Origin of the sequence: Mucilaginibacter sp. UR6-11, assembly GCF_020880695.1 — a bacterium.
Lineage (GTDB): Bacteria > Bacteroidota > Bacteroidia > Sphingobacteriales > Sphingobacteriaceae > Mucilaginibacter.
On record NZ_JAJIWO010000007.1, the window covers coordinates 222,809 to 243,924 of the forward strand.

The 21,116-nt window shown below is 43.2% G+C and carries 21 protein-coding genes; 11 read left to right on the forward strand and 10 right to left on the reverse strand.

All coding sequences use genetic code 11. From position 1 onward, the window contains the following. The first annotated feature begins 134 nt into the window (after nucleotides 1–134). From LJ658_RS16440 to LJ658_RS16455, 4 genes are read left to right on the forward strand one after another with little or no spacing between them, the layout of a single operon-like run. Entirely contained in the window at nucleotides 135–794 is a 660-nt protein-coding gene (locus tag LJ658_RS16440; protein ID WP_230547626.1) for a TetR family transcriptional regulator C-terminal domain-containing protein, read from the forward strand. Next, nucleotides 784–1,455 (forward strand): HAD family phosphatase, encoded by a 672-nt coding sequence (locus tag LJ658_RS16445; RefSeq protein ID WP_230547627.1) that lies wholly within the window; start codon nucleotides 784–786, stop codon nucleotides 1,453–1,455. Before LJ658_RS16440 ends, LJ658_RS16445 begins: the two co-directional genes overlap by 11 nt. Continuing rightward, on the forward strand, nucleotides 1,455–2,789 hold the full coding sequence (locus tag LJ658_RS16450) for an AarF/ABC1/UbiB kinase family protein (RefSeq protein WP_230547628.1): 1,335 nt from the start codon (nucleotides 1,455–1,457) through the stop codon (nucleotides 2,787–2,789). The genes LJ658_RS16445 and LJ658_RS16450 overlap by 1 nt, the downstream gene beginning before the upstream one ends. A gap of 24 nt (nucleotides 2,790–2,813) precedes the next feature. After that, nucleotides 2,814–3,128 (forward strand): Dabb family protein, encoded by a 315-nt coding sequence (locus LJ658_RS16455; protein WP_230547629.1) that lies wholly within the window; start codon nucleotides 2,814–2,816, stop codon nucleotides 3,126–3,128. Here LJ658_RS16455 and LJ658_RS16460 read toward each other — a convergent pair. Beyond that, the gene (locus LJ658_RS16460; protein WP_230547630.1) at nucleotides 3,125–4,423 is read right to left on the reverse strand and encodes an FAD-dependent oxidoreductase; all 1,299 of its coding nucleotides are present in this window, start codon (nucleotides 4,421–4,423) and stop codon (nucleotides 3,125–3,127) included. The genes LJ658_RS16455 and LJ658_RS16460 overlap by 4 nt on opposite strands. A gap of 50 nt (nucleotides 4,424–4,473) precedes the next feature. Between LJ658_RS16460 and LJ658_RS16465 the strand changes: the two genes are divergently transcribed. The 4 genes from LJ658_RS16465 to LJ658_RS16480 all read left to right on the forward strand — a co-directional run bounded on the left by LJ658_RS16465 (nucleotide 4,474) and on the right by LJ658_RS16480 (nucleotide 10,412). Continuing rightward, on the forward strand, nucleotides 4,474–6,150 hold the full coding sequence (locus tag LJ658_RS16465) for an amidase (RefSeq protein WP_230547631.1): 1,677 nt from the start codon (nucleotides 4,474–4,476) through the stop codon (nucleotides 6,148–6,150). 16 nt (nucleotides 6,151–6,166) lie between these two features. After that, nucleotides 6,167–6,703 (forward strand): YfiT family bacillithiol transferase, encoded by a 537-nt coding sequence (locus tag LJ658_RS16470; protein ID WP_230547632.1) that lies wholly within the window; start codon nucleotides 6,167–6,169, stop codon nucleotides 6,701–6,703. A gap of 176 nt (nucleotides 6,704–6,879) precedes the next feature. Continuing rightward, nucleotides 6,880–9,252 carry a TonB-dependent receptor gene (locus tag LJ658_RS16475; protein WP_230547633.1) on the forward strand — a complete coding sequence of 791 codons (2,373 nt, stop codon included), beginning with the start codon at nucleotides 6,880–6,882 and terminating at the stop codon, nucleotides 9,250–9,252. A gap of 2 nt (nucleotides 9,253–9,254) precedes the next feature. Further along, nucleotides 9,255–10,412, forward strand: a complete 1,158-nt coding sequence (locus LJ658_RS16480; RefSeq protein WP_230547634.1) for a PepSY-associated TM helix domain-containing protein — start codon at nucleotides 9,255–9,257, stop codon at nucleotides 10,410–10,412. A 23-nt stretch (nucleotides 10,413–10,435) separates the two neighbouring features. On the opposite strand, the gene LJ658_RS16485 is transcribed toward LJ658_RS16480, so the two are convergent. From LJ658_RS16485 to LJ658_RS16505, 5 genes are all read right to left on the reverse strand, one after another. Further along, the gene (locus LJ658_RS16485; RefSeq protein ID WP_230547635.1) at nucleotides 10,436–11,449 is read right to left on the reverse strand and encodes a ferredoxin--NADP reductase; all 1,014 of its coding nucleotides are present in this window, start codon (nucleotides 11,447–11,449) and stop codon (nucleotides 10,436–10,438) included. A gap of 5 nt (nucleotides 11,450–11,454) precedes the next feature. After that, nucleotides 11,455–12,450 (reverse strand): zinc-binding dehydrogenase, encoded by a 996-nt coding sequence (locus LJ658_RS16490; RefSeq protein WP_230547636.1) that lies wholly within the window; start codon nucleotides 12,448–12,450, stop codon nucleotides 11,455–11,457. A 123-nt stretch (nucleotides 12,451–12,573) separates the two neighbouring features. Next, complete coding sequence (locus tag LJ658_RS16495) at nucleotides 12,574–13,185, reverse strand: superoxide dismutase (protein ID WP_230547637.1); 612 nt, start codon at nucleotides 13,183–13,185, stop codon at nucleotides 12,574–12,576. Between the two features lie 141 nt (nucleotides 13,186–13,326). Then, entirely contained in the window at nucleotides 13,327–13,794 is a 468-nt protein-coding gene (locus LJ658_RS16500; RefSeq protein WP_230547638.1) for a nucleoside deaminase, read from the reverse strand. After that, nucleotides 13,794–14,129: a tRNA-binding protein gene (locus LJ658_RS16505; protein ID WP_230547639.1), complete on the reverse strand. Its 336-nt coding sequence runs from the start codon at nucleotides 14,127–14,129 to the stop codon at nucleotides 13,794–13,796. Before LJ658_RS16505 ends, LJ658_RS16500 begins: the two co-directional genes overlap by 1 nt. A gap of 125 nt (nucleotides 14,130–14,254) precedes the next feature. On the opposite strand from LJ658_RS16505, the gene LJ658_RS16510 reads away from it, so the two are divergent. Further along, a complete protein-coding gene (locus tag LJ658_RS16510) occupies nucleotides 14,255–14,656 on the forward strand; it encodes a hypothetical protein (RefSeq protein WP_230547640.1) in 402 nt (133 codons plus the stop codon). On the opposite strand, the gene serS is transcribed toward LJ658_RS16510, so the two are convergent. Next, nucleotides 14,657–15,928, reverse strand: coding sequence for a serine--tRNA ligase (gene serS, locus LJ658_RS16515; RefSeq protein ID WP_230547641.1), 1,272 nt, complete (start codon nucleotides 15,926–15,928; stop codon nucleotides 14,657–14,659). It abuts the gene before it with no gap. Nucleotides 15,929–16,051: 123 nt separating this feature from the next. Between serS and rsmI the strand changes: the two genes are divergently transcribed. Both rsmI and lnt read left to right on the forward strand, forming a co-directional pair. Further along, complete coding sequence (rsmI, locus tag LJ658_RS16520) at nucleotides 16,052–16,780, forward strand: 16S rRNA (cytidine(1402)-2'-O)-methyltransferase (protein WP_230547642.1); 729 nt, start codon at nucleotides 16,052–16,054, stop codon at nucleotides 16,778–16,780. An 88-nt stretch (nucleotides 16,781–16,868) separates the two neighbouring features. Beyond that, a complete protein-coding gene (gene lnt / locus LJ658_RS16525; protein ID WP_230547643.1) occupies nucleotides 16,869–18,521 on the forward strand; it encodes an apolipoprotein N-acyltransferase in 1,653 nt (550 codons plus the stop codon). An 8-nt stretch (nucleotides 18,522–18,529) separates the two neighbouring features. On the opposite strand, the gene LJ658_RS16530 is transcribed toward lnt, so the two are convergent. From LJ658_RS16530 to LJ658_RS16540, 3 genes are read right to left on the reverse strand one after another with little or no spacing between them, the layout of a single operon-like run. Next, the gene (locus tag LJ658_RS16530) at nucleotides 18,530–19,387 is read right to left on the reverse strand and encodes an N-acetylglucosamine kinase (protein ID WP_230547644.1); all 858 of its coding nucleotides are present in this window, start codon (nucleotides 19,385–19,387) and stop codon (nucleotides 18,530–18,532) included. Then, on the reverse strand, nucleotides 19,384–19,761 hold the full coding sequence (locus tag LJ658_RS16535) for a response regulator (protein ID WP_230547645.1): 378 nt from the start codon (nucleotides 19,759–19,761) through the stop codon (nucleotides 19,384–19,386). The genes LJ658_RS16530 and LJ658_RS16535 overlap by 4 nt, the downstream gene beginning before the upstream one ends. A 30-nt stretch (nucleotides 19,762–19,791) precedes the next feature. Then, complete coding sequence (locus LJ658_RS16540) at nucleotides 19,792–21,114, reverse strand: TolC family protein (protein WP_230547646.1); 1,323 nt, start codon at nucleotides 21,112–21,114, stop codon at nucleotides 19,792–19,794. Nucleotides 21,115–21,116 lie beyond the last annotated feature (2 nt).

Sequence of the window (21,116 nt, forward strand, 5' to 3'; positions counted from 1 at the left end):
CAATATTTGACATCCGCCCAACATTTACCAGTCCCAATTAATAAAACATCTACAACTATAAGGCGTTTAATTATAGATAAGTATGACACTTATCAGGCGCATTACCGCTAACTTTATTTTACAAATTATTTGTTATGGCTACTACAGAAAGCATACAAAAAGCATATATCAATTATGTGCTTACAGAAGGGCAGCAGCCCAAATCAGTATATGTTTTTGCTAAAAAGAACAAAATGCCCGAAGATGAATTTTACCGCTACTTTGGATCATTTGACGCTATTGAGCAATTTATATGGGCTGATCTGGCTAACCGGACGCTGACCGAAATAAAAACCCAGGAAGTTTGGGGACAGTACTCGGCACGCGAAAAGGCTTTATCTTTCTTCTACAGCTTTTTTGAGTTGTTAAAAAGCAGCCGCAGTTTTGCTGTTTACAGTGTTAAAAAGCAGCCCAAAGGCTTTACCACCCCGGCAATATTTACCGGCCTGAAAACTGCTTTTGAGAATTTTGCCGATGAAATACTAAAAGAAGGCATTGAATCTACGGAGCTGTCGGATCGTAAATTCTTATCAAAACGCTATAAAGATGCACTATGGGTGCAGTTTGGTTTTGTGTTGCATTTTTGGATCAATGATAACTCGGCCGGATTTGAAAAAACCGACGAAGCCATTGAAAAAGGAGTTAATGTAACTTTTGATCTGTTCCAGCGCTCACCTATTGATAACCTGTTTGAGTACGGCAAATTTTTGGCCCAAAACAGCGGACTAAAAGAAACAATGGGCTTTGGCAACTAAAACATACGCTGCAATTTTTGATATGGATGGTACCATGGTGGACAATACTCCCTACCATTTCAAGTCATGGCAGGCCATTTTTAAAAAATATAATAAGGGTACCATAAGTGCCCAAACTTATTACACGCAAATAAGCGGGGTACCAATAATGGATACGTTAAAAGGCCTGTTTATGGATGCTGATGAGATTCAATTAAAATCATTATTAAAGGAGAAAGAAGGATTATACAAAGAATTTTACGGCCCGTACGTAGCGCCGGTAAATGGCCTCGAGAATTTTTTAATCGAATTAAAAGATGCCGGCTTTAAACTGGCGATGGCATCCTCGGCAACGGTTGATGATATAAACTTTATCCTGGGTCATCTGCCGGTAAGGCAATATTTTGACGTGATCATTGACGGCAATCGCGTTAGCAAGGGTAAACCCAACCCCCAAATATTTTTAAAAGCTGCCGCCGATTTAGAAATCCAGCCGCAGGACTGCATCGTCTTTGAAGACTCTATAGCCGGCATTAAAGCCGCCAACGCCGCTAAAATGAAAGTCATTGGCATAACTACCAGCCACGGGGCAGGTCAGCTGCAACCGGCAAACCTTATTATAACAGATTTTACGGAACTAAATCCGCATAAGATAACCACATTATTTGAACAAGATCGGTGATGAGTGATACCAAAGAACAAAGCAGCATACCCACCTCAAAAGTTGAACGGTCGGCGAAATTTGTCACCACCGGCTTTAAAGTTGGCGGCAATTATATTAAACATTATTCAAAAAAGCTGTTTAATCCGGACATGGACCGGTCTGAATTGAATGAGGATAACGCGGCAGACATCTACCAATCATTAAGCGAATTAAAAGGCAGCGCCCTTAAAGTTGCCCAGATGCTAAGTATGGATAAAAACCTGTTGCCGCAGGCATATGTTGATAAATTTACACAGTCGCAATATAATGCTCCGCCCCTTTCGGGTCCGTTGATCATTCAAACCTTCAAAAAATATTTTGGCAAATCGCCTGCCCAGATTTACGATCAGTTTAATATCAAATCAAGTAACGCGGCATCAATAGGCCAGGTGCACCAGGCTGAGCTGAATGGTAAAAAATTAGCCGTTAAAATTCAGTATCCCGGGGTTGGCGATTCTATATCATCGGATCTTAAACTGGTTAAACCTTTTGCGTTTCGCCTGCTGGGCATGAGCGAGAAAGAACTGGATGTTTATATGCGCGAAGTTGAAGAGCGGCTGCTTGAGGAGACAGATTATGAACTGGAAGTACGCCGTTCTATTGAATTTAGCAATGCTTGTGCTAACTTAAATAACATTGTATTTCCGAAATATTACCCTGAACTGTCCGGCCGCCGTATTATCACTATGGACTGGCTGGAAGGCAAGCACCTGCGCGAGTTTTTGGCCACCAATCCATCGCAGGAATTAAGAAACAAAATAGGCCAGGCTTTATGGGATTTCTACAACTTTCAACAACATGAGCTACGAGCCGTGCATGCAGATCCGCACCCCGGCAACTTTATGATCACTGCTGATGAGAAACTGGGGGTTATTGATTTTGGCTGTATCAAAGAAATGCCTAATGATTTTTACTATCCGTTTTTCTCGCTGACATCAACTAATTTGTTTGACAATAAAGAGGAAACGATTAAAGCTTTCCGCAAGCTGGAAATGATATTACCTAATGATACCCCGGCGCAGGTTGAGTTTTACTATACTATTTACAAGCAAATGATAAGCCTGTTTGCCAAACCTTATATAGCCGATACATTTGATTTCAGCAAAACCGGATTCTTTGATGAGCTTTTCGGCTTCGGCGAAAAAATATCAAAAATGCCCGAGTTTAAACAGGCCCGTGGCGTGAAGCATTTTATTTATGTTAACCGCACCAATTTTGGGTTGTACAATATTTTGCATGAACTTAAGGCACAAGTTAAAACCGATACCTACAAACCACATGTTGTTGAGCGGTTTGAGGTAGATGCTAATTAATTATATTTACAAAAATTTAAACCTATGTTGTTAAAAGATATCGTTGTGCACCAGGTATATTTCTGGCTGAATAACAAGGCAGATTTGCCTAAACTGATTGAAGGCTTAAACGTGCTGGTACCGATAACATCTATCCGCGATATACATATCGGTGTAGCTGCAAATACAGAGAAACGCGATGTAATTGAAAGCAGCTATGATGCCTCATTGCTGGTCACCTTTAATAGCATTGCAGATCATGACCATTACCAGGCCGCACACCTGCATGATATTTTCAGAGATGAATATGCCGGGCCGCTTTGTAAAAAAATAATGGTGCTGGATAGTATAGGTATTTAATTAACCATCTTTCCATCTAAATCAACAGTCCTTGCAAAGGGGTTAAGAAACTGGTTGGCCAATATGGCAAATTCGCGGCGGGTCACCGGTCTGTTCAGGTCAAAATCTGAAGTGAATTTATATTTGGCTTTCCATTCTTTTTGAATCGTTATCCGGAAAGATTCGGGGTCGGCCAGCGTGATCTCGCTGATAAAGGAAAGAAGGTTGCCCACGCTGAAGCCCTTATCGGGCTTGGTATTATTAAACCATATAAATGCCCGGCTGTAAATCTCCGTCAGCACCGGCTCTATTTCGGCTGTATTAACCGGCGCGTCGGGCATAAAAACAAATTGCCCGGCATTATTTGATACTCCCTTTAACAAACCGGTAGCGGCTATTTGTTGTATGGCCTTGAAATAGCGGTCGGTTGGTTTAACATCGTCAAAAGGTAACAGATAGCCATTAAAATCCAGCAACTCACCTTGTATTACCCTTACCTTTAGGTTTTTATTGGTTGTTTTAAAAAACGCACAAAAAGCAGCCATGGTACCTGCGCCTTGTCCTATTGCCATTTGCATAGGTAAATTTGCTTTGTCTGATAACGCTTTTTCGGTAACAAATAAGTTGTCGGCGTCTTTTACCACCAACGCACTCATAGGTACATAATAAGCGGGCTCGGGGTAAACATTTTTATCTTTGTTGGTGGTCTGGACTGTCAAATTATCTCCGGCCGCAATAGCAGTACGGTATAAAGTGGTAGTACGGGCCACCGCTGGCGGAAACGATGCGCCGGCAAGCTTCACTACTTCGCTTGCCTCTGTGGCATCAATCAATGTTTTTGTTTTTATGTAATCGGTACTGCCGTTTGAGGTAATAGTCACCTCCCACCCGGTTCCGTCTTTTTTAATAACTGTGTATGGGGCGTTTAATTTTATAGTCAGTCTTTTAGTAGTATCGGCTATTTTTTTAAGGATACCAGCGGCTGCAAAGGGCTCAAATTTCAAAGACGAATTGTAAGTGGTATCATAACCCGGTGTGTTTTTGTACAACTGGAGGACATGACTCCGAAACTCACCCCATATACCTGAAGGCACACTGCGACCCGCATCAACAGTGACAAGGCTTTTACCCTGCATGCTAGCCAGCCATTCCCCTTTAACCAGTAAAATTGTTTTTAATTTACTGCGTGAGCTTTGTATTGCGGCAGTAACCGCGCCTGGCCCGCCGCCAATAACCAGCACGTCGGTTTTTATGGTTTCAGCAGAACTGAAAGAAGAAAAAAAAACAAAGATGAGAACAAATAACTTTTTAACCATCTGCTAAATAAACATATATAAAACGCTAATTTAGATCAAACCTTTTACTTATGGCAAAAAATCACAGTTCGAAGTACGTTATTTTACCAATAAGCTTTTTATTGAGTTTTGTTTTAGGTGCTTTTGTCTGGCATAAAATAGAAGCCGGCCAGATTACCCTAGGCGTGGTCGGCGAAGCTCAGAAAATCATTGGTATAGAATTTACCACATCTCAACGCGACTCCATGCTGGGTATGCTTGATAATCAGGCCAGAATGTACCAGGACCTGCGCAAACTAAAAATGCCAAACAGTGTTGTCCCGGCTTTAAACTTTAACCCGATTCCCATTGGATTTATCGCGCAGGATAAAACTAATGCCTTTAAACTGTCAAAAATCCCCTCCGTAAAAATGCCGGCCAATAGAAATGAGTTGGCCTTTTATACGATTAGGCAGTTAAGCGAGTTGATCCGCACCAAACAGATATCTTCTGTCGAGCTAACGCATTTTTTTATTGATCGCCTGAAAAAATATAACGGTCAGCTGCTTTATGTGGTAAACTTTACCGAAGAACATGCACTTAAACATGCCGCTATTGCCGACGCTGAAATAAAAGCAGGTAAATATCGTGGCGTTTTGCACGGTATCCCGTTTGGGGTAAAAGATCTCTTGTCATCGGCCGATTCAAAAACAACTTTTGGCGCTGCGCCTTATAAAGACCAGCAGCTAAATATCGACGCCACTATAGTTAAAAGATTAGAAGACGCTGGTGCGGTATTAGTTGCCAAACTAACTTTAGGCGAGCTGGCCATGGGCGATACCTGGTTTGGTGGCATGACCCGTAACCCGTGGGATATCACCAGGGGCTCAAGCGGATCATCGGCCGGGCCCGCATCAACCGTTAGCGCCGGATGTTTACCTTTTGCAATCGGATCAGAAACTTTGGGCTCCATCGTATCTCCGTCAACCGAGTGTGGCGATACGGGTTTACGTCCCTCATTCGGCAGAGTAAGCAAATATGGAGCAATGGCGCTAAGCTGGAGCATGGATAAATTGGGCCCGATAACCCGCAGCGTTGAAGACGCGGCTATTGTTTTTAATGCGATACAAGGTACGGACCCCAACGATTTGAGTACCATTGGCGCCCCATTTAATTATGACGGTACAGTGCATGATTTAAAAGGATGGAAAATTGGTTACATAAAATCCGCTTTCGGCAACCGGTATGCTAACAAAGCAAATGATTCACTTACACTGGTAAAATTGAAGGAATTGGGCGCTGAGCTGATTCCTGTTGAGGTGCCCGACCTGCCTTCGGGCGCAATAGCAATGGTTTTAGACGCCGAGGCCGGCGCAGCTTTTCAGGAGTTGATTTTGAACCATAAAGACGATATGTTGGCACGACAGGGTAAAAATGCGTGGCCAAACATATTCCGTGCCGCACAGTTTATCCCGGCAGTTGAATACATACAAGCCAACCGCGCCCGTACGCTGCTTATACAGCAATGGTATGACAAATTAAAAGGACTGGATATTTATATTGCACCGTCATTTAGCGCTAACTTAAGGCTAACCAACTTAACAGGTAACCCTTGTGTTGTACTGCCAAATGGCTTTAATAAAGCCGGGCTGCCATCAAGCATCACCTTTATGGGTCAGCTTTTTGGCGAGGGTAAAACATTAGAGGCTGCCAGGATATACCAGGAAGCTACTGATTTTAATAAAAAACATCCTACCTTAAACTTTTAAATTATACCATATTAGCATGAGCACCAATACAGCAATTGATCCGTTACAATACCCTATCGGTAAATTTACGCCCCCGGTATCCTACACTAAAGAAGAGATACAAATCTGGATAAACGACATTAATGAATTGCCGGGCAAGCTACGTCAGGCAATCATCAGCTTAAATGAAACACAGCTCGATACGCCTTACCGCCCCGGCGGTTGGACGCTCAGGCAGGTTGTACATCATTTAGCTGATAGCCACATGAATTCGCTGATAAGATTTAAATGGGCGCTAACCGAAGACAGCCCGGTTATTAAAGCTTATGACCAGGCAGCGTGGGCTATGCAAGCCGACTATAAATTACCTGTTGAACCATCTTTAAAAATGCTGGAAGGCATACACCAGCACCTGGTTGTTTTATTTGAGAGTTTTAACGAAGCGCAATGGGACCGTTATTTTATACATCCTGAAACGGGTGCGAATGTGCCGCTAAAAAGAAATCTGGCGTTATATTCATGGCATAGCAGGCACCATTTGGCACATGTTACCAATACCGTAGCCGGTTTTTAACCTCAACTGATACATTCTTAAAGGGGACCGCCGGGTATCTCCCCTTTTTGCTTTTCAACCATACCCCCTTAGCGGTATTTTGAACCAATTTATAGGTAATACCCCCGTGGCGGTATTGGCAGGGCTTTATTCAGACTATATTTTTGCACTTTATTTATAATTAGTCTAAATAATATATGAAGAATACAACCCTACTCTATCTATCAATTTTGTTTTTAAGCATTACCAATGCGTTTGCGCAACGCTACACCGCCATTAAGGGTAGGGTCTGCAGTGCAGACGGTAAGCCAGTTGAATCTGTAACCATTGGCATTACCAATACCAGCCTGGGTACTACAACCGATGCTGACGGACATTTTCAATTTAACAAAATTAAGTCAGGCACTTACACTGTTAAAGTCACTGCCATTGGTTTAATGCCTGAAGAAAAACTGGTTACAGTAACCGCAGGCACCATAGCCGTGCTTAATTTTACGCTGAAAGAAAACGCCAATCAATTAAATGAAGTGGCTATATCAGACACCAGGAAACGATATAAGGTTGATAACCCATCGCCGGGGCTGCGCCTGGGCGAACCGTTGTTACAGGTACCGCAAAATATCCAGGTAGTAACCAGCGATCAATTAAAAGACCAGCAGGTGTTTAATATGCTTGAAGGTGCATCACGTAACGTTAGTGGCCTGGTTTTGCAGGATCATTGGGGAAACTATGCGCTCATTTATGGCCGTGGCGACCGGATAGCGTCCTTTAGAAACGGCATGAACATCGAAGCCACCTGGGGACCTTTAAATGAAGATATGTCATTTGTTGACCGTATTGAATTTGTAAAAGGCCCGGCTGGTTTTATGTTGGCAAATGGTAATCCGTCTGGCTTTTACAACGTTGTTACTAAAAAGCCCACCGGGTTAACCCGCCAGTCGTTTGATTTTACCACCGGCAGTTTTAACACTTACCGTGGCACTGCCGACCTGGACGGCAATATTACCAGCAACGGCAAACTACAGTATCGTTTAAATTTGATGGGCCAGATGGCAGAATCGTTCAGGCCTTGTGATTTTACCAACCGTTTTGACGTTGCACCTGTATTACGTTACAAGTTTGACGATAAAAACACACTGACGGCCGAATACACGTACCAATTTCAGCGCATGAACGCTTTTGGTACAGCCTACCTTTTTTCAACTAAAGGTTATAAGGATCTTCCGCGCGATTTTACCAATGCACCGTCAAATACCCCGGCAGCAAACATTTATGACCATAGCGCTTATTTAACCTTTGAGCATAAGTTTAATGATAAATGGAAAGTTACCGCGCAGGGCGCCTACTTTAACTATAAACAAATTGGCTACAGCTATTGGATAAGCAGTATCAAAAATAACGGGGATATTGATCGGAGCCTGGGCTTATGGGATGCCGTTAACCGTAATAAATTTGGCCAGGCTTTTGTTAATGGCGAGCTGCGCACCGGAGCCGTGATCCACCGGATATTGGGCGGCCTTGATATCGGCGATAAATATTATATAGCTGATTATAATCAATCAGGCTCTTTAGATCCGGTTACACCATTTAATATCTATCATCCGAACAATGGTGCGGTAACCTTGCCCACATTTGACAGGGCAACCCCGCTTAGTGAGCGTGGTAAGAACACCATATCAACAGAAAAATATCAATCCGTTTATTTACAGGATGAGCTGGGCTTTTTTAACCAGCAATTACGCCTTACGCTGGCCGGTCGGTTCACCCATGCCACTACACTCGATCCCTATTCGGGTTCAACCAATAACCGGCAGGTTACACCAAGGGTTGGCTTAAGCTATTCGGTAGATGACGCTACCTCTTTTTATGGTGTTTATGATCAGGCTTTTCTGCCGCAAAATGGCAATATTTTTGGCGGCGGTAAAGTTAAACCCGTCACGGGCAATAACCTTGAGTTAGGCATCAAACGCGATTGGTTCGGCGGCAAATGGAGCACCTCATTATCAGTTTACCAAATACTAAAAAACAATCAACTGGTAGCCGATCCTGATAAACACGGCGACCCGTCCGCCAGCTATATGATCCAACTGGGCCAAACAAAAACCAGCGGCATTGAATTTGATGCCCGCGGCGAGATCATTACCGGCCTTAGCTTAATGGTTAACTATGCCTATACCAATTCTGAAATTTCAAAAGACACCGATCCTGCCAACATAGGTACACCGGTACCGGGTTTTGCCAAACATGTATCAAACGGCTGGTTAACTTACCGGTTACAACATGGCACCTTAAAAGGCGTGGGCCTTTCGGCCGGTTATATGTTACAGGTTGACCGTCGTCCGTGGAGCCTGAGCGGCCCGGCAGATATGCCAAACTATTTCCGTTTGGACGGCGGCGCATCTTACCAGCTAAAAAAATTCAGCCTGGCGCTTAACGTAAACAACCTGTTAGATGCCTACCTGATCTCGGGCGGACATGAAGACTATTTAAACGCAGCCGGCGGCACCGTTTACAACTGGCAGGCAGAGGCGCCGCGTAACTTCCGTTTAAGTTTGGGCTATAGATTTTAATTGTGGCCCGGTTAAAAAAAACCATTCTATTTATACATCGCTGGCTCGGATTTATATCCGGGCTGGTGGTTGTTATAGTGAGTATTACCGGTTGTTTATTTGTTTTTCAGGATGAGATACAGGACGCCTTGTACAGCTATCGTAAGGTTAAGGTGCAGCATACACCCTATCTGTTACCGTCGCAATTAAAACAAATCGCCCTAAAACAATACCCAGTTGCCGAAACCGGTTTTGTTGCCTATTATGGCGCGGACCGCCCTGCAATGGTAATGGTCACCGTACCTAAACTAGGCACGCGATATATATTTATCGACCCTTATAACGGCAGGCTTTTGCACGATCAAAATGTGGGGCGTGACTTTTTTGTTATTGTGGAATATATACACCTTTATCTCCTGTTACCGCCTGCTATCGGCAGGCAGATAGTAGGCTGGAGCGTAATTATTTTTGTGGTGCTGATGATAACCGGCATCATTCTATGGTGGCCCAAACGCAAAAGCGACCGTAAACGCAGCTTTACCATTAAATGGGCTGGCCGCTGGCGCCGGATAAATTATGACCTGCATAATGTTTTAGGGTTTTACGCCTGTAGTATCGCTGTAATTTTAGCTATAACCGGGCTTTCGATTGCTTTTGAATGGGTAAGCAAAGGCATTAAAAACACAGCGAACCTGGGTAAAATCTATGCGGCCGAAGAACAAATACCAGTATCTGATTCTATCAATAAGCCTGCTGTACCTATAAATACATGGGATAAAAGTTTTCTATACGCGCAAAACAAATCGCCGCAGGCGCATATGTTTTTTATTTATACCGATAGTAAAAAAGAGGCAAGTACAGTAGAGGTGATCGCTTATTATCAGCCCATGCATTATTACAAAAGCGATTCGTATGAGTTTGATCAGTTTACGGCCAAACCTCTTAAAATATTAATGCATCAAAATAAAAGCCCTGGTTTAAAGATGAATAGCATGAACTATGACCTCCATGTAGGGCAGTTATTAGGGCTGACCGGTAAGATTATCGCTTTTTTAACCAGTTTGATCTGTGCCAGTTTACCTATAACCGGTTTTGTGATATGGTGGGGGAAACGCAAAAAATCCAAAGTAAAGGCTGTGGTTCATCGCCGGACACATAAACAATTGATATTAAAGCCCTGATGTACAATATAGCCCGGGAACGTTTACAAAAACTCAATCACCACGTCATCACCAACAGGGTGCCCGGTACAGGTCAGGATCAGTCCATGCGCGAGGTCCAGATCGGTCAGCACATCATTAACCGCCATATCCACTTTACCGGTAATACATTTAGCTGTGCATGCCGAACACATACCTGCACAGCAGCTATAAGGCAAGGCTATTTTGTTTTGCAGAGCCGCCTGCAATATCGTTTGGTTTTCGCCAACTACCAGGTCATATAGTTCATTATTAAAATGGATGCGAATTTTTTGAGGCGGATAATTGATGTAACCCGCAGCTACCGGAACAGTATCGAGCACAAAATTTTCTTTGCGGATCCGGCTGCTTTCCAGTCCCATGTACAATAGGGTAAGCCTTACCATGCGCATATAAGCAAATGGCCCGCAGAGATAAAATTTGGCCTTGTTTAGCTTAAAACGGATATTTTGTTTTACCAGTTGCTCAACAGTAATATTGTTTAACCGGTTACCTTCGCTGCTTAACAGGTTAATGATATTTAGCCTCCCTCCATGCCTGGCCTGCAACGAAACCAGGTCAGCAGCAAATAAAACAGATCCGCTATCCTGGTTACTATAAATCAGCGTTAAATAGCTATGCCCTTCGCGGTTAAGTATATATTTTAACTGCGAAAATACAGGGACTATCCCGCTGCCGGCAGCAAAAAAAACGATGTCTTTCCGGGCGTTAAAATCCGTAACAATAAATCTGCCGGCCGGCTCAATGGCATTGATTTGATCGCCCGGCCTTACTTTGGACAGCAGGAAGCGGGATATTTCGCCGTTGGTTATCCGCTTAACAGTTATGGCAAGCATTTCTTTATCAGGCGATGAACTTAATGAGTATGATCGCCTGATCTCCTCATTATGATGCGTAAAAACCAGTGTGATAAATTGCCCGGCCAGGTAATTAACCTTCCTGCCTGTGACCTCAGTAAAATAAAATGTGGCGGTGTCTGCGGTTTCCCACTTTATAGCCTCAACTTTTAACTGAAGCATACCTATCAGGCTTTAAGAACCAATTTGCCAAATTGGGTCGCGGCAGCCATTTTTTCAATGGCCTTTGCTGCATCCTCCAGCGCGAAAACTTCGTCAATTACCGGGATGATCTGATGCGCGGTCATAAAAGCGATCATATTTTTAAAATCTGTTGCGTTGCCCATCGTCGTGCCTAAAAGCTGTAACTGTTTCCAGAATACTTTTCGGCCATTAATAGCGGGTATATCGCCCGCTGTGCCGCCAAAAAATACTATTCGTCCGCCGGGGTTACATAGATCCGGGAATTTAGCAAACCCTTCGCCAAGGGCGCTGTCAATTATCACATCAAAGCCTCCTGCCATATGCTTTAGCTCTTCGGCCCAATCCTGCGCTTTATAGTTTACGCCAGCCAACGCACCCAGCCGACGCGCCATCTCAATCTTTTCGCCTGTGCCTGACGTTACAAATACCCTGCAACCGGCAGCTACAGCCCATTGTAGGGCAAAAGCACCGGTACCACCGCCAACACCGCTGATTAGTACGGTATCACCTTTTTTTGCTTTGCCTTTGGTAAACAACGCCCGGTAAGCCGTTACCCCGGCCAGGGGGATGGCTGCTGCCTGCTCCCAGGTTAAATAAGCCGGCTTATCATATAAGCATTCGGCGCGGGTTTTAACATATTCTGCAAACGTGCCATCGTCCGGCAGGCCAAGTATTTTAAAATCTTTTCCCTGATAGTCTTCATTCTCGCCCCAGTTACCGGCCGGATGGATAATTACTTCTTTACCAAGCCAGGAAGCATCAACACCTTCGCCCGTTTCGGCAACAGTGCCTGCACCGTCTGATCCTAATATAACCGGATATTTCAAGCCGGCATATTTACCAATGGTTATCCAGTAATCGCGGCGGTTTAAGGCCGCTGCTTTTATTTTCACTAAAACTTCGCCCGCGGCAAGGGTGGGGGTTTCAACCTCTTTCCAAATTATGGGCTTATCAGGGGCTTCAAGTACGTTGGCTTTCATGGGCATGATTTATTGCAGCTGTTATTGCAACCGGATACAAGCTTGCAATGACAACACGTATGTGGTTAAACAAAAAAAGGCAGCACATGATTGCTGCCTTTTTAAATTAGTTTTATTTTTTTATTATGCTATTGCTTTAGCGTATAACTCAGAAACATGCGCCCAGTTGATCACGTTCCAGATAGCCGTCAGATAATCCGGGCGACGGTTTTGATATTTTAAGTAGTAAGCATGTTCCCAAACATCAACACCCAAAATTGGCGTGCCTTTTACTTCGGCAATATCCATTAAAGGGTTGTCCTGATTTGGAGTTGAAGTTATTGCTAATTTCTTATCTGCAGTAACAATTAACCATGCCCAGCCTGAACCAAAACGGGTAGCACCTGCTTCTGATAATTTTGTTTTAAACTCGGCAAATGATCCGAATGTGCTTTTGATGGCTTCATCCAAAGCACCGGTTGGCTCACCGCCCCCATTTGGAGAAAGCAACGTCCAGAACAACGTATGGTTATAATGACCACCGCCATTGTTACGCACGGCAGGCGGAAATTTTGAAATATTTTTTATGATCTCATCAATGCTGCTTTCAGCCTCCGGCTTACCTTCTAACGCTTTATTAAGGTTAGTAACATAAGCCTGGTGGTGTTTGCCATGGTGAATTTCCATGGTAAGTTTATCAATGTGCGGTTCTAATGCGTCGGTAGCATAAGGTAACGCCGGTAGTGTAAAGGCCATATTTTTTATTTTAAAGTTTAATGATTGTGTAGCAAATATAAGGTGTGAATGTGATTTTTGTTCTAATTTAATGTCACAAAATATATTCTTTATTTACGCCCTTGCGCATAATAAGCGCCAGACAAAAAAAGGATCAACCCTTTAGCGCTTCTTTTTAAAAAAGCTCCTTACCAGCTCGGCACACTCATTTTCATTTATCCCGCCGGTTATAATTGTCTTGGGATGAGTGATTTTTTGATTCAATCGCCCAAAGCCAAGTCTGGTATCATAAGCCCCAAAAACGATCTTCCCCAGCTGGAACCAGTAAGATGCTCCTGCACACATTACGCAAGGCTCCAAAGTAACATATAAGGTGCAGTCTTTTAAATATTTACCCCCCATGAAGTTAGCGGCAGCTGTAAGCGCCTGCATTTCGGCATGAGCGGATACATCATTTAACCGCTCGGTTAAGTTATGCCCGCGGCCAATGATCTTGCCCTGGCAGGTAACTATCGCACCTATTGGTATCTCATCTTCGGCCAGGGCCAGTTTGGCTTCCTTAAGTGCCTCGTTCATAAAAAAATCATCAGGCGACAGTGAGGGTTCATCCCCAAAACTTACATATCTCATTATACCAGTTTACTGCCGTTAGGCACATGCTTATCAACCCGGGTTAAAACTATATCGCCATTTTCATCAGCAAAACCTGTAACCAAAAACTCAGACATAAAATTGGCGATTTGCTTTTTAGGAAAATTTACCACACCCACTATCTGGCTGCCCGGCAGTTCCTCTTTAGTATAATGCCTGGTAATTTGCGCGCTCGACCATTTGATACCCAAATCGCCAAAATCAACTTTAAGTTTATAAGCCGGCTTACGGGCCCCGGGAAAGTCGGCTACCTCTAATACGGTTCCCACCCTCAATTCAACTTTTTCAAAATCGTTCCAAGAGATGGTTTCCATAGCGTTTTTGGGTTTAACTGCACAAATATAATTTATTTAAAATACTGTCATAAACCGTGCACAAAATACGATGGAACCTTTTGATATCCATTATCGTATAAAGCAATGTCATAATTAATTTAAATATGCGAATCAGCCCTAAGCCGTTACTTGTAGTCTCTCAAAACGCTACAAATATTAACATTTCTGCAAAAAAAAACGCGATCTGTATAGTCGAACGTAACCGGATTTTCCCGTCAATACATGAACTACAACCTGACGGTATAATATTGGATCATGATTACCTGGGTACTGATGCCGAAAAGATATTGCGCCGCATCACATCAAATCCGTTTTACAGCAAAATAAAAATTTATTGCTATAAATCACGCCCCCATACTAAAGTTGATGGTTTGTTAGCCGCACTTGGTGTTCAGCAATTTATTTATGCCGAAACCATACAACAACCCAAAGGCACCATTACCGGCAAACTGCTTAACTACGTTATGGAAACCGTGGTGGCAACCACGCTGGCTGATGCGGGTTAATTAGTCTATCCACTCAAACTTTGTATAAGGCACCAATACTTCGGGTACCTTAATTCCTCTTTCTGTCTGGTTGTTCTCCAGCAAAGTTGCCACTATTCGCGGTAAAGCCAGGGCGCTTCCATTTAATGTATGAGCCAATTGTGTTTTACCCTCGGCATTGCGGAAGCGTAATTTTAAACGGTTGCTTTGATAAGTTTCAAAGTTTGACACCGACGATACCTCCAGCCAGCGTTGTTGCGCGGCGCTCCAGGTTTCCATATCATAAGTTAGCGCAGCCGTAAAGCCCATATCGCCACCGCAAAGGCGCAATAGCCGGTAAGGTAAACCTAATTTTTGCAACAGGCCTTGTACATGCAGGCTCATTTGCTCCAACACCCCGTATGATGTGTCGGGGTTAACTACCTGTACTATCTCAACCTTATCAAACTGGTGCAAACGGTTCAAGCCACGCACATGTGCGCCGTATGAGCCCGCTTCACGACGAAAGCAGGGTGTGTGCCCGCAGTTTTTTACCGGCAGCTCATCCGCTTTTAAAATCATATCGCGGTACAGGTTGGTAATCGGCACTTCAGCGGTAGGTATCAGGTATAAGTTATCCTCGTTGACAAAATACATCTGGCCTTCTTTATCAGGCAACTGGCCAGTACCAAATCCTGACGCTTCGTTAACCATCAGCGGTACGCTAACCTCGTTATAACCTGCTTTTTCGGCTTCGTCAATAAAAAAATTGATTAACGCACGTTGCAGTTTAGCGCCCTTGTTAGTATAAACCGGGAAACCCGCGCCCGTAATTTTAACGCCTAATTCAAAGTCGATCAGCTTATACTTAGCGGCAAGCTCCCAATGCGGCAAAGCGTTGACCGACAATGTTGGCAGGACGCCGTTTTGAAGCACTATTTCATTTTCCTCGGGTGTTGTTCCTTTTGGAACCGATGAATGTGGCAGGTTAGGCAGCAAAACCAGTTTTTGATAAAGGCTATCTTCAATTATAGCCAGTTCTTCGTTGTACTTTTTAATGTCCTCTTTCCAAACGCCGGTTTTGCTTTTAATGGCTTCGGCTTCATCTTTCTTGCCGTTACGCATTAACTCGCCGATTTGTTTGGCTGCCGTGTTAGCCTCTGCGGAAGTATTATCCAATTTTACCTGAGTTTGACGGCGGGTATCATCCAAACGGATAATTTCGTCGACCAAATCAGGTTGTTTAAAATTTTTTACGGCCAAACGTTCTAAAACCTGTTCCCTGTTATCGCGGATATAACTAACTTGCAGCATATTTTTAATTTTCGACAAAGATATGATGAGTTATGAGTTATGTGTAGTGAGTTATGAGTTTTTTATCATTCATAATAATCTGAAATAGCTACTCACAACTCACTACACATAACTCACAACTCAATGCCCGGCAAACTATACCTTGTACCCACCCCAATAGGCAATTTGGAAGATATGACCTTTAGGGCCATCCGCGTTTTAAAAGAGGTAGATTTGATTTTGGCTGAAGATACCCGTACCTCGGCGCCACTGTTGAAGCATTTTGATATACAGAAAAAAGTTTTTGCGCATCATCAGCATAACGAGCATCAAAGTTCTAATGAGATCATTAAGTTTTTACTGCAGGGGCAGAATATTGCCTTGATATCCGATGCGGGTACGCCTGCGATATCCGATCCGGGTTTCTTTTTAGTGCGCGAAGCTTTGAAATTCAATATCGCTGTTGAGTGCCTGCCCGGCGCCACGGCTTTTGTGCCTGCGCTGGTTAACTCAGGATTCCCTACAGATAAGTTTTGTTTTGAGGGTTTTTTACCGTTGAAAAAAGGCCGCCAAACCCGTTATAAATTTTTGGCGGACGAGGAACGCACCATTATACTTTATGAGTCGCCGCACCGTTTGTTAAAAACGCTGGATGAGATGGCTGCGTTTTGGGGAGCTGACAGACAAATATCCGTATCGCGCGAGCTGACCAAAATGTTCGAGGAAACTGTACGCGGTACGGTAACCGACGTTAAAGCCTATTATGAAACTCACCCCGCAAAAGGCGAGTTTGTGATTTGCATTGCAGGAGCCTTGCCAGCCGAAACCGATAAAAAGAAAAAGAAATACGGGGATGATGAAGAGGAGGATTAAGCTATAAATCCGCAGGCTTTTTAATAGTGAAAAGTTTAACAAAAGATAAAAACGTGCATCATTGCGCGTTGGTGAAAAATTATATTTAATGAAAAAAAATATCATCCTATCCCTATTTTCAGGCCTGTTACTTTGGCTGGCATGGCCGCCTATGCATTATACCACCGTATTTTTATTTTTCGGATTGGTACCCATGCTGATCGTGATAGAGAACATCATCAAATCCACCTCAACCAAAAAAGGAAAACAGGTATTCAATACCACTTTCCTGGGCTTTTTTATCTGGAATACGCTTAGTATTTACTGGGTCTATAATTCATTAAAAATTGTAGGCGAAGTAGTCGCTATCCCTATTTCCCTGATCCCTTATACCCTGGGGCCGCTGCTTATGTCAACCGCCTGCTGGTTTTATTATCGATTAAGATTAGCCGCCAGTCGTGGCTGGAGCCTGGCCGGACTGGTATGTTTCTGGATAGCTTATGAATACCTGCACCAAAGCTGGGACCTCAACTTCCCCTGGATGACACTGGGTAATGGTTTTGCCGTAGCACACCAATGGGTGCAGTGGTACGAGTATACGGGCGTATATGGCGGAACTATCTGGATTTGGGTAGTTAATATTTTGATCTTTTTGATTTACACCGGCCTAAGCGAGGCACAAACCAGAGTGATAAGGCAAAAACTGGTTATCGCACTTATAACTGTGCTGGTATTACCCCTCGGGTTTTCATTATATCGCTATAGTTCTTATCAGGAGCAGTCGAATCCGTCAAACGTGGTGGTGACGCAGCCCAATATCGATCCTTATGCCAAAGGGGGCGAGATACCTACTTATGAGCAAGTAAAAACGCTAACCAGGCTATCAGACTCACTAGGCCAGGCTAACACTGAATTTTTTATCTGGCCCGAAACAGCGATACCTGACCCGATCAATGAAGATCATATCCGCACCAATACCTACTTCACGCAGGCACAGCATTTTTTAAGCAAGTATAAAAATGGCAATATCATAACCGGCGCCGAAACCTATAAGGTATCTAACAACCGGCAAACTAAAACAGCGAGCGCCATACCTGGCACCGGCCAGTTTATAGATAATTATAATACTGCAGTTAACATTGAGAACTCGGCCGAGGTGCATTTCTATCATAAATCAAAACTGGTTCCGGGTGCCGAGTCATTACCTTTTGGCAATGCTTTATCATTTTTAAAACCTGTGTTTGAGCATCTGGGCGGAGCAACCGGCACTTACGCCGGGCAGGATGCGCCCAGCGAACTATATTCGGCAAGTGGCATCGGCGCCGCGCCGGTTATTTGCTTTGAATCTATCTGGGGTGAATGGGTGGCAAAATCTGTACGTAATGGCGCACAGTTTATAGCCATTATTACCAATGATGGCTGGTGGGAGAATACTTCAGGCAAGGACCAGCATTTGGATTATGCCAAGCTACGCGCTATTGAAACACGCCGTTGGGTGTGTCGCTCGGCTAATACCGGGATCTCAGCTTTCATCAACCAGCGTGGTGATATTGTACAGCAAACCAAATGGTGGGTTAAAACGGCTATGAAACAAAATATTAACCTAAATTCTGATCTAACCTTTTACGTTAATTACGGTGATTATCTGCCTAAGATTGGCAGTTTATTAGCCATATTAGGGATATTGTTTATTATGGTGAAGGTTAGGATTAAGGGTAATAAAAATATAGTTACTTCGGAACAAAATATGGGTAAGAACTAACGAAGGGATTACCGGCCCTCTTCCCTGCTTAAAATAAATGCCAACAGATCGTTAATGGGTTGTTTAATGATCTTGCCGATATGAATGTCCTGTGTTTCGGCAAGCGCCTTTAGCTCATCAGCAAATACAAAAGCTATTGAGCCTACAAAGTGGCTTTTATAGGTATGATATTCCGGGTATGATTTGATATTGGTATCTATAAATTCCTGCAGCCCCTTATTTATCAGATTTTTACCGTACTCCGTTTTACGGATAACATTAAAGAACCGCGCAAACGACGCCAGATAGGAGTTTGGCGCAGGTTTTTGGTAAACATTTACTATTACCTCTTCTTTAGTAAGCTGGTAGGTATTGTTAAATAGTGTATGGATCTCCTCAGGCATCAAATCATATAAAAAATCGGTAATTAAGGCTTTGCCAAACCAGGTGCCTGCACCCTCATCGCCCAAAATAAAACCAAGTCCATGCTTGCCTGAGTGGATTTCTTCACCATCAAAAAAAGAAATATTTGAACCTGTTCCCAATATACAGCACAGGCCTTTTTCATGCCCGCAGGTAGCATAGGCCGATGCTAGCAGATCGCTGTCAACACTAATATAAGCTTTCGAAAATAGCTGGCTCAAGGCGTTTGATACGATCTCATGCCTGTCGGGGCTTGAACAGCCTGCACCAAAAAAGTATATTTCTTTAATCTCCGTGCCAACAGTAACCAGCTCAGGTGCCTGGTCCTGCAGTATTTTAACAATCTCTTTTTCTGTTAAAAAGTAGGGATTTAGTCCCGGCGTTCTAAAAGCTTTGGCATCGTGCCCGGGTTGTTTAAGCAACCAATCTGTTTTTGTCGATCCGCTATCGGCAACTAAGATCATGGTAGTTCCTCGAGTATTTTATAAGTAAGGGGCTTGTGTATAAAGTGTGTGATATATTTATTGTCTGTGGATCTTTTTATATCCGTAGGATCAAAAGACGATGACAGTAAAAATATCTTTATACCGGTTTTAGCAATAGCTAATTTATCGTAGGCATCCAGAAACTCAAAACCACTCATTAAGGGCATCCTGATATCCAGAAAAATAACATCAGGTTTTACCGTACCATTGTCCAGCATTTTAATGGCTTCTGTCGGTGATTCAGTAACTATGATTTTTTCGGCAAAGTGGCTGCTTTCCAAAAGTCTGCGCGTAACAAAGTTGTCGATATAATTATCGTCAATGAGGAGGCATGTATGATAAGAACCAGTCATATTACACCCCAAAAATAACTAAATATTTGATTATTGGATATTTAAGTTATTAGTTATTTGCTTTAAAGTTACTTCGGCAACTTTAGATTGGTATTGTGCGGCAAAAAAGGTTGATTGTGCGTCAAGGTAGTTCCTTTGCGCCTCGCGTATCTCAAGCGGTGTAATGGTGCCTATTTTGTATTTATCCAGGGATATCTCCAAATTACGTTTGGCTATAGCTACGTTTGATTGCCCGAGCTTTACCAGGTCTAGTCCCGACAGGTAGCTTACATATAAATTACTTATCTGAGCTTCAACATTAAGGCGGGTTTGCTTTACGTCGACCACAGCATTATCAATTTGTATTTTGGCATTTCGCTCCTTGCGAGACTGATTAAAGCCGTCAAAAATATTTATAGAAGCAGTAAGTCCGTAATTCAGTCCGTGTATATCCTGCTGTTGGGTAAACCCGGCAGGGGTTTTACTGTTGCTCCATGCGTAGCCGCCATTTACACCTACCACCGGGTAGCGGGTAGCCTGTACCTGTTTTAAGTTGATATCGGCAATACGTTTGTTTATTTGTGCCGACAGGATAGCCGGATTTTGTGATTGCGCGCTTGAAATAATATCGCCCAATACCATTTTATCGTCAACAATTATGGTGTCTACAACAGAAAAATCAGTTTGCAGATCACGCACCAACAATTGATTCAGCTTTATTTTAGACGCTTTAAATGTCTGCTGCAACTTTAATAAATTTGCCGTATCCGTATTTAAATTTACCTGCGCGTTTAATACATCAAGACCTGATGCGGTCCCTACGCTAAACTTATCCCTGGCATATTTTAACTGGGTATGCGATATGGCAATGGCTCCGTGCTGTGCTTTTATCTGCTCATTTTGATTGATCAGGTCGTAGTAGGTCAAAATCACATCGCCGGCGGTGCTTAATACCGTATCATGGGTGCTCACCGCACTCAAGTCATTCAATTGTTTAAGCTGATCATAGTTGGCAAACATGGCAAAGCCGTCAAAGATCGTCCAGTTAAGGTTTGGCCCATAGCTTAAACTGCTGTTTTTAGCGCCGGGGATGGTAACGGTTGTCCCGTCAGACTTGGTTTGCACAACATGTTGCCTGCTGTTGGTTTGGCTGAGGCTGCCGGTAACAACCGGTAAAAAGCCCGCATTACCTATAGTAACATTATTTTGTGCTATGGCATTATTGTTTTTCGCCAGCACAATATTATAGTTGTTCTTTAAAGCTATTTCAACTGCCTCTCTTAAAGTTAATAAGGGCGCCGTTTGCGCTTTAACTGTGGCGATTACTGCCATATAGCAAAACAGGAAGCAAGCTATTTTTTTAAGTTTCATCATCG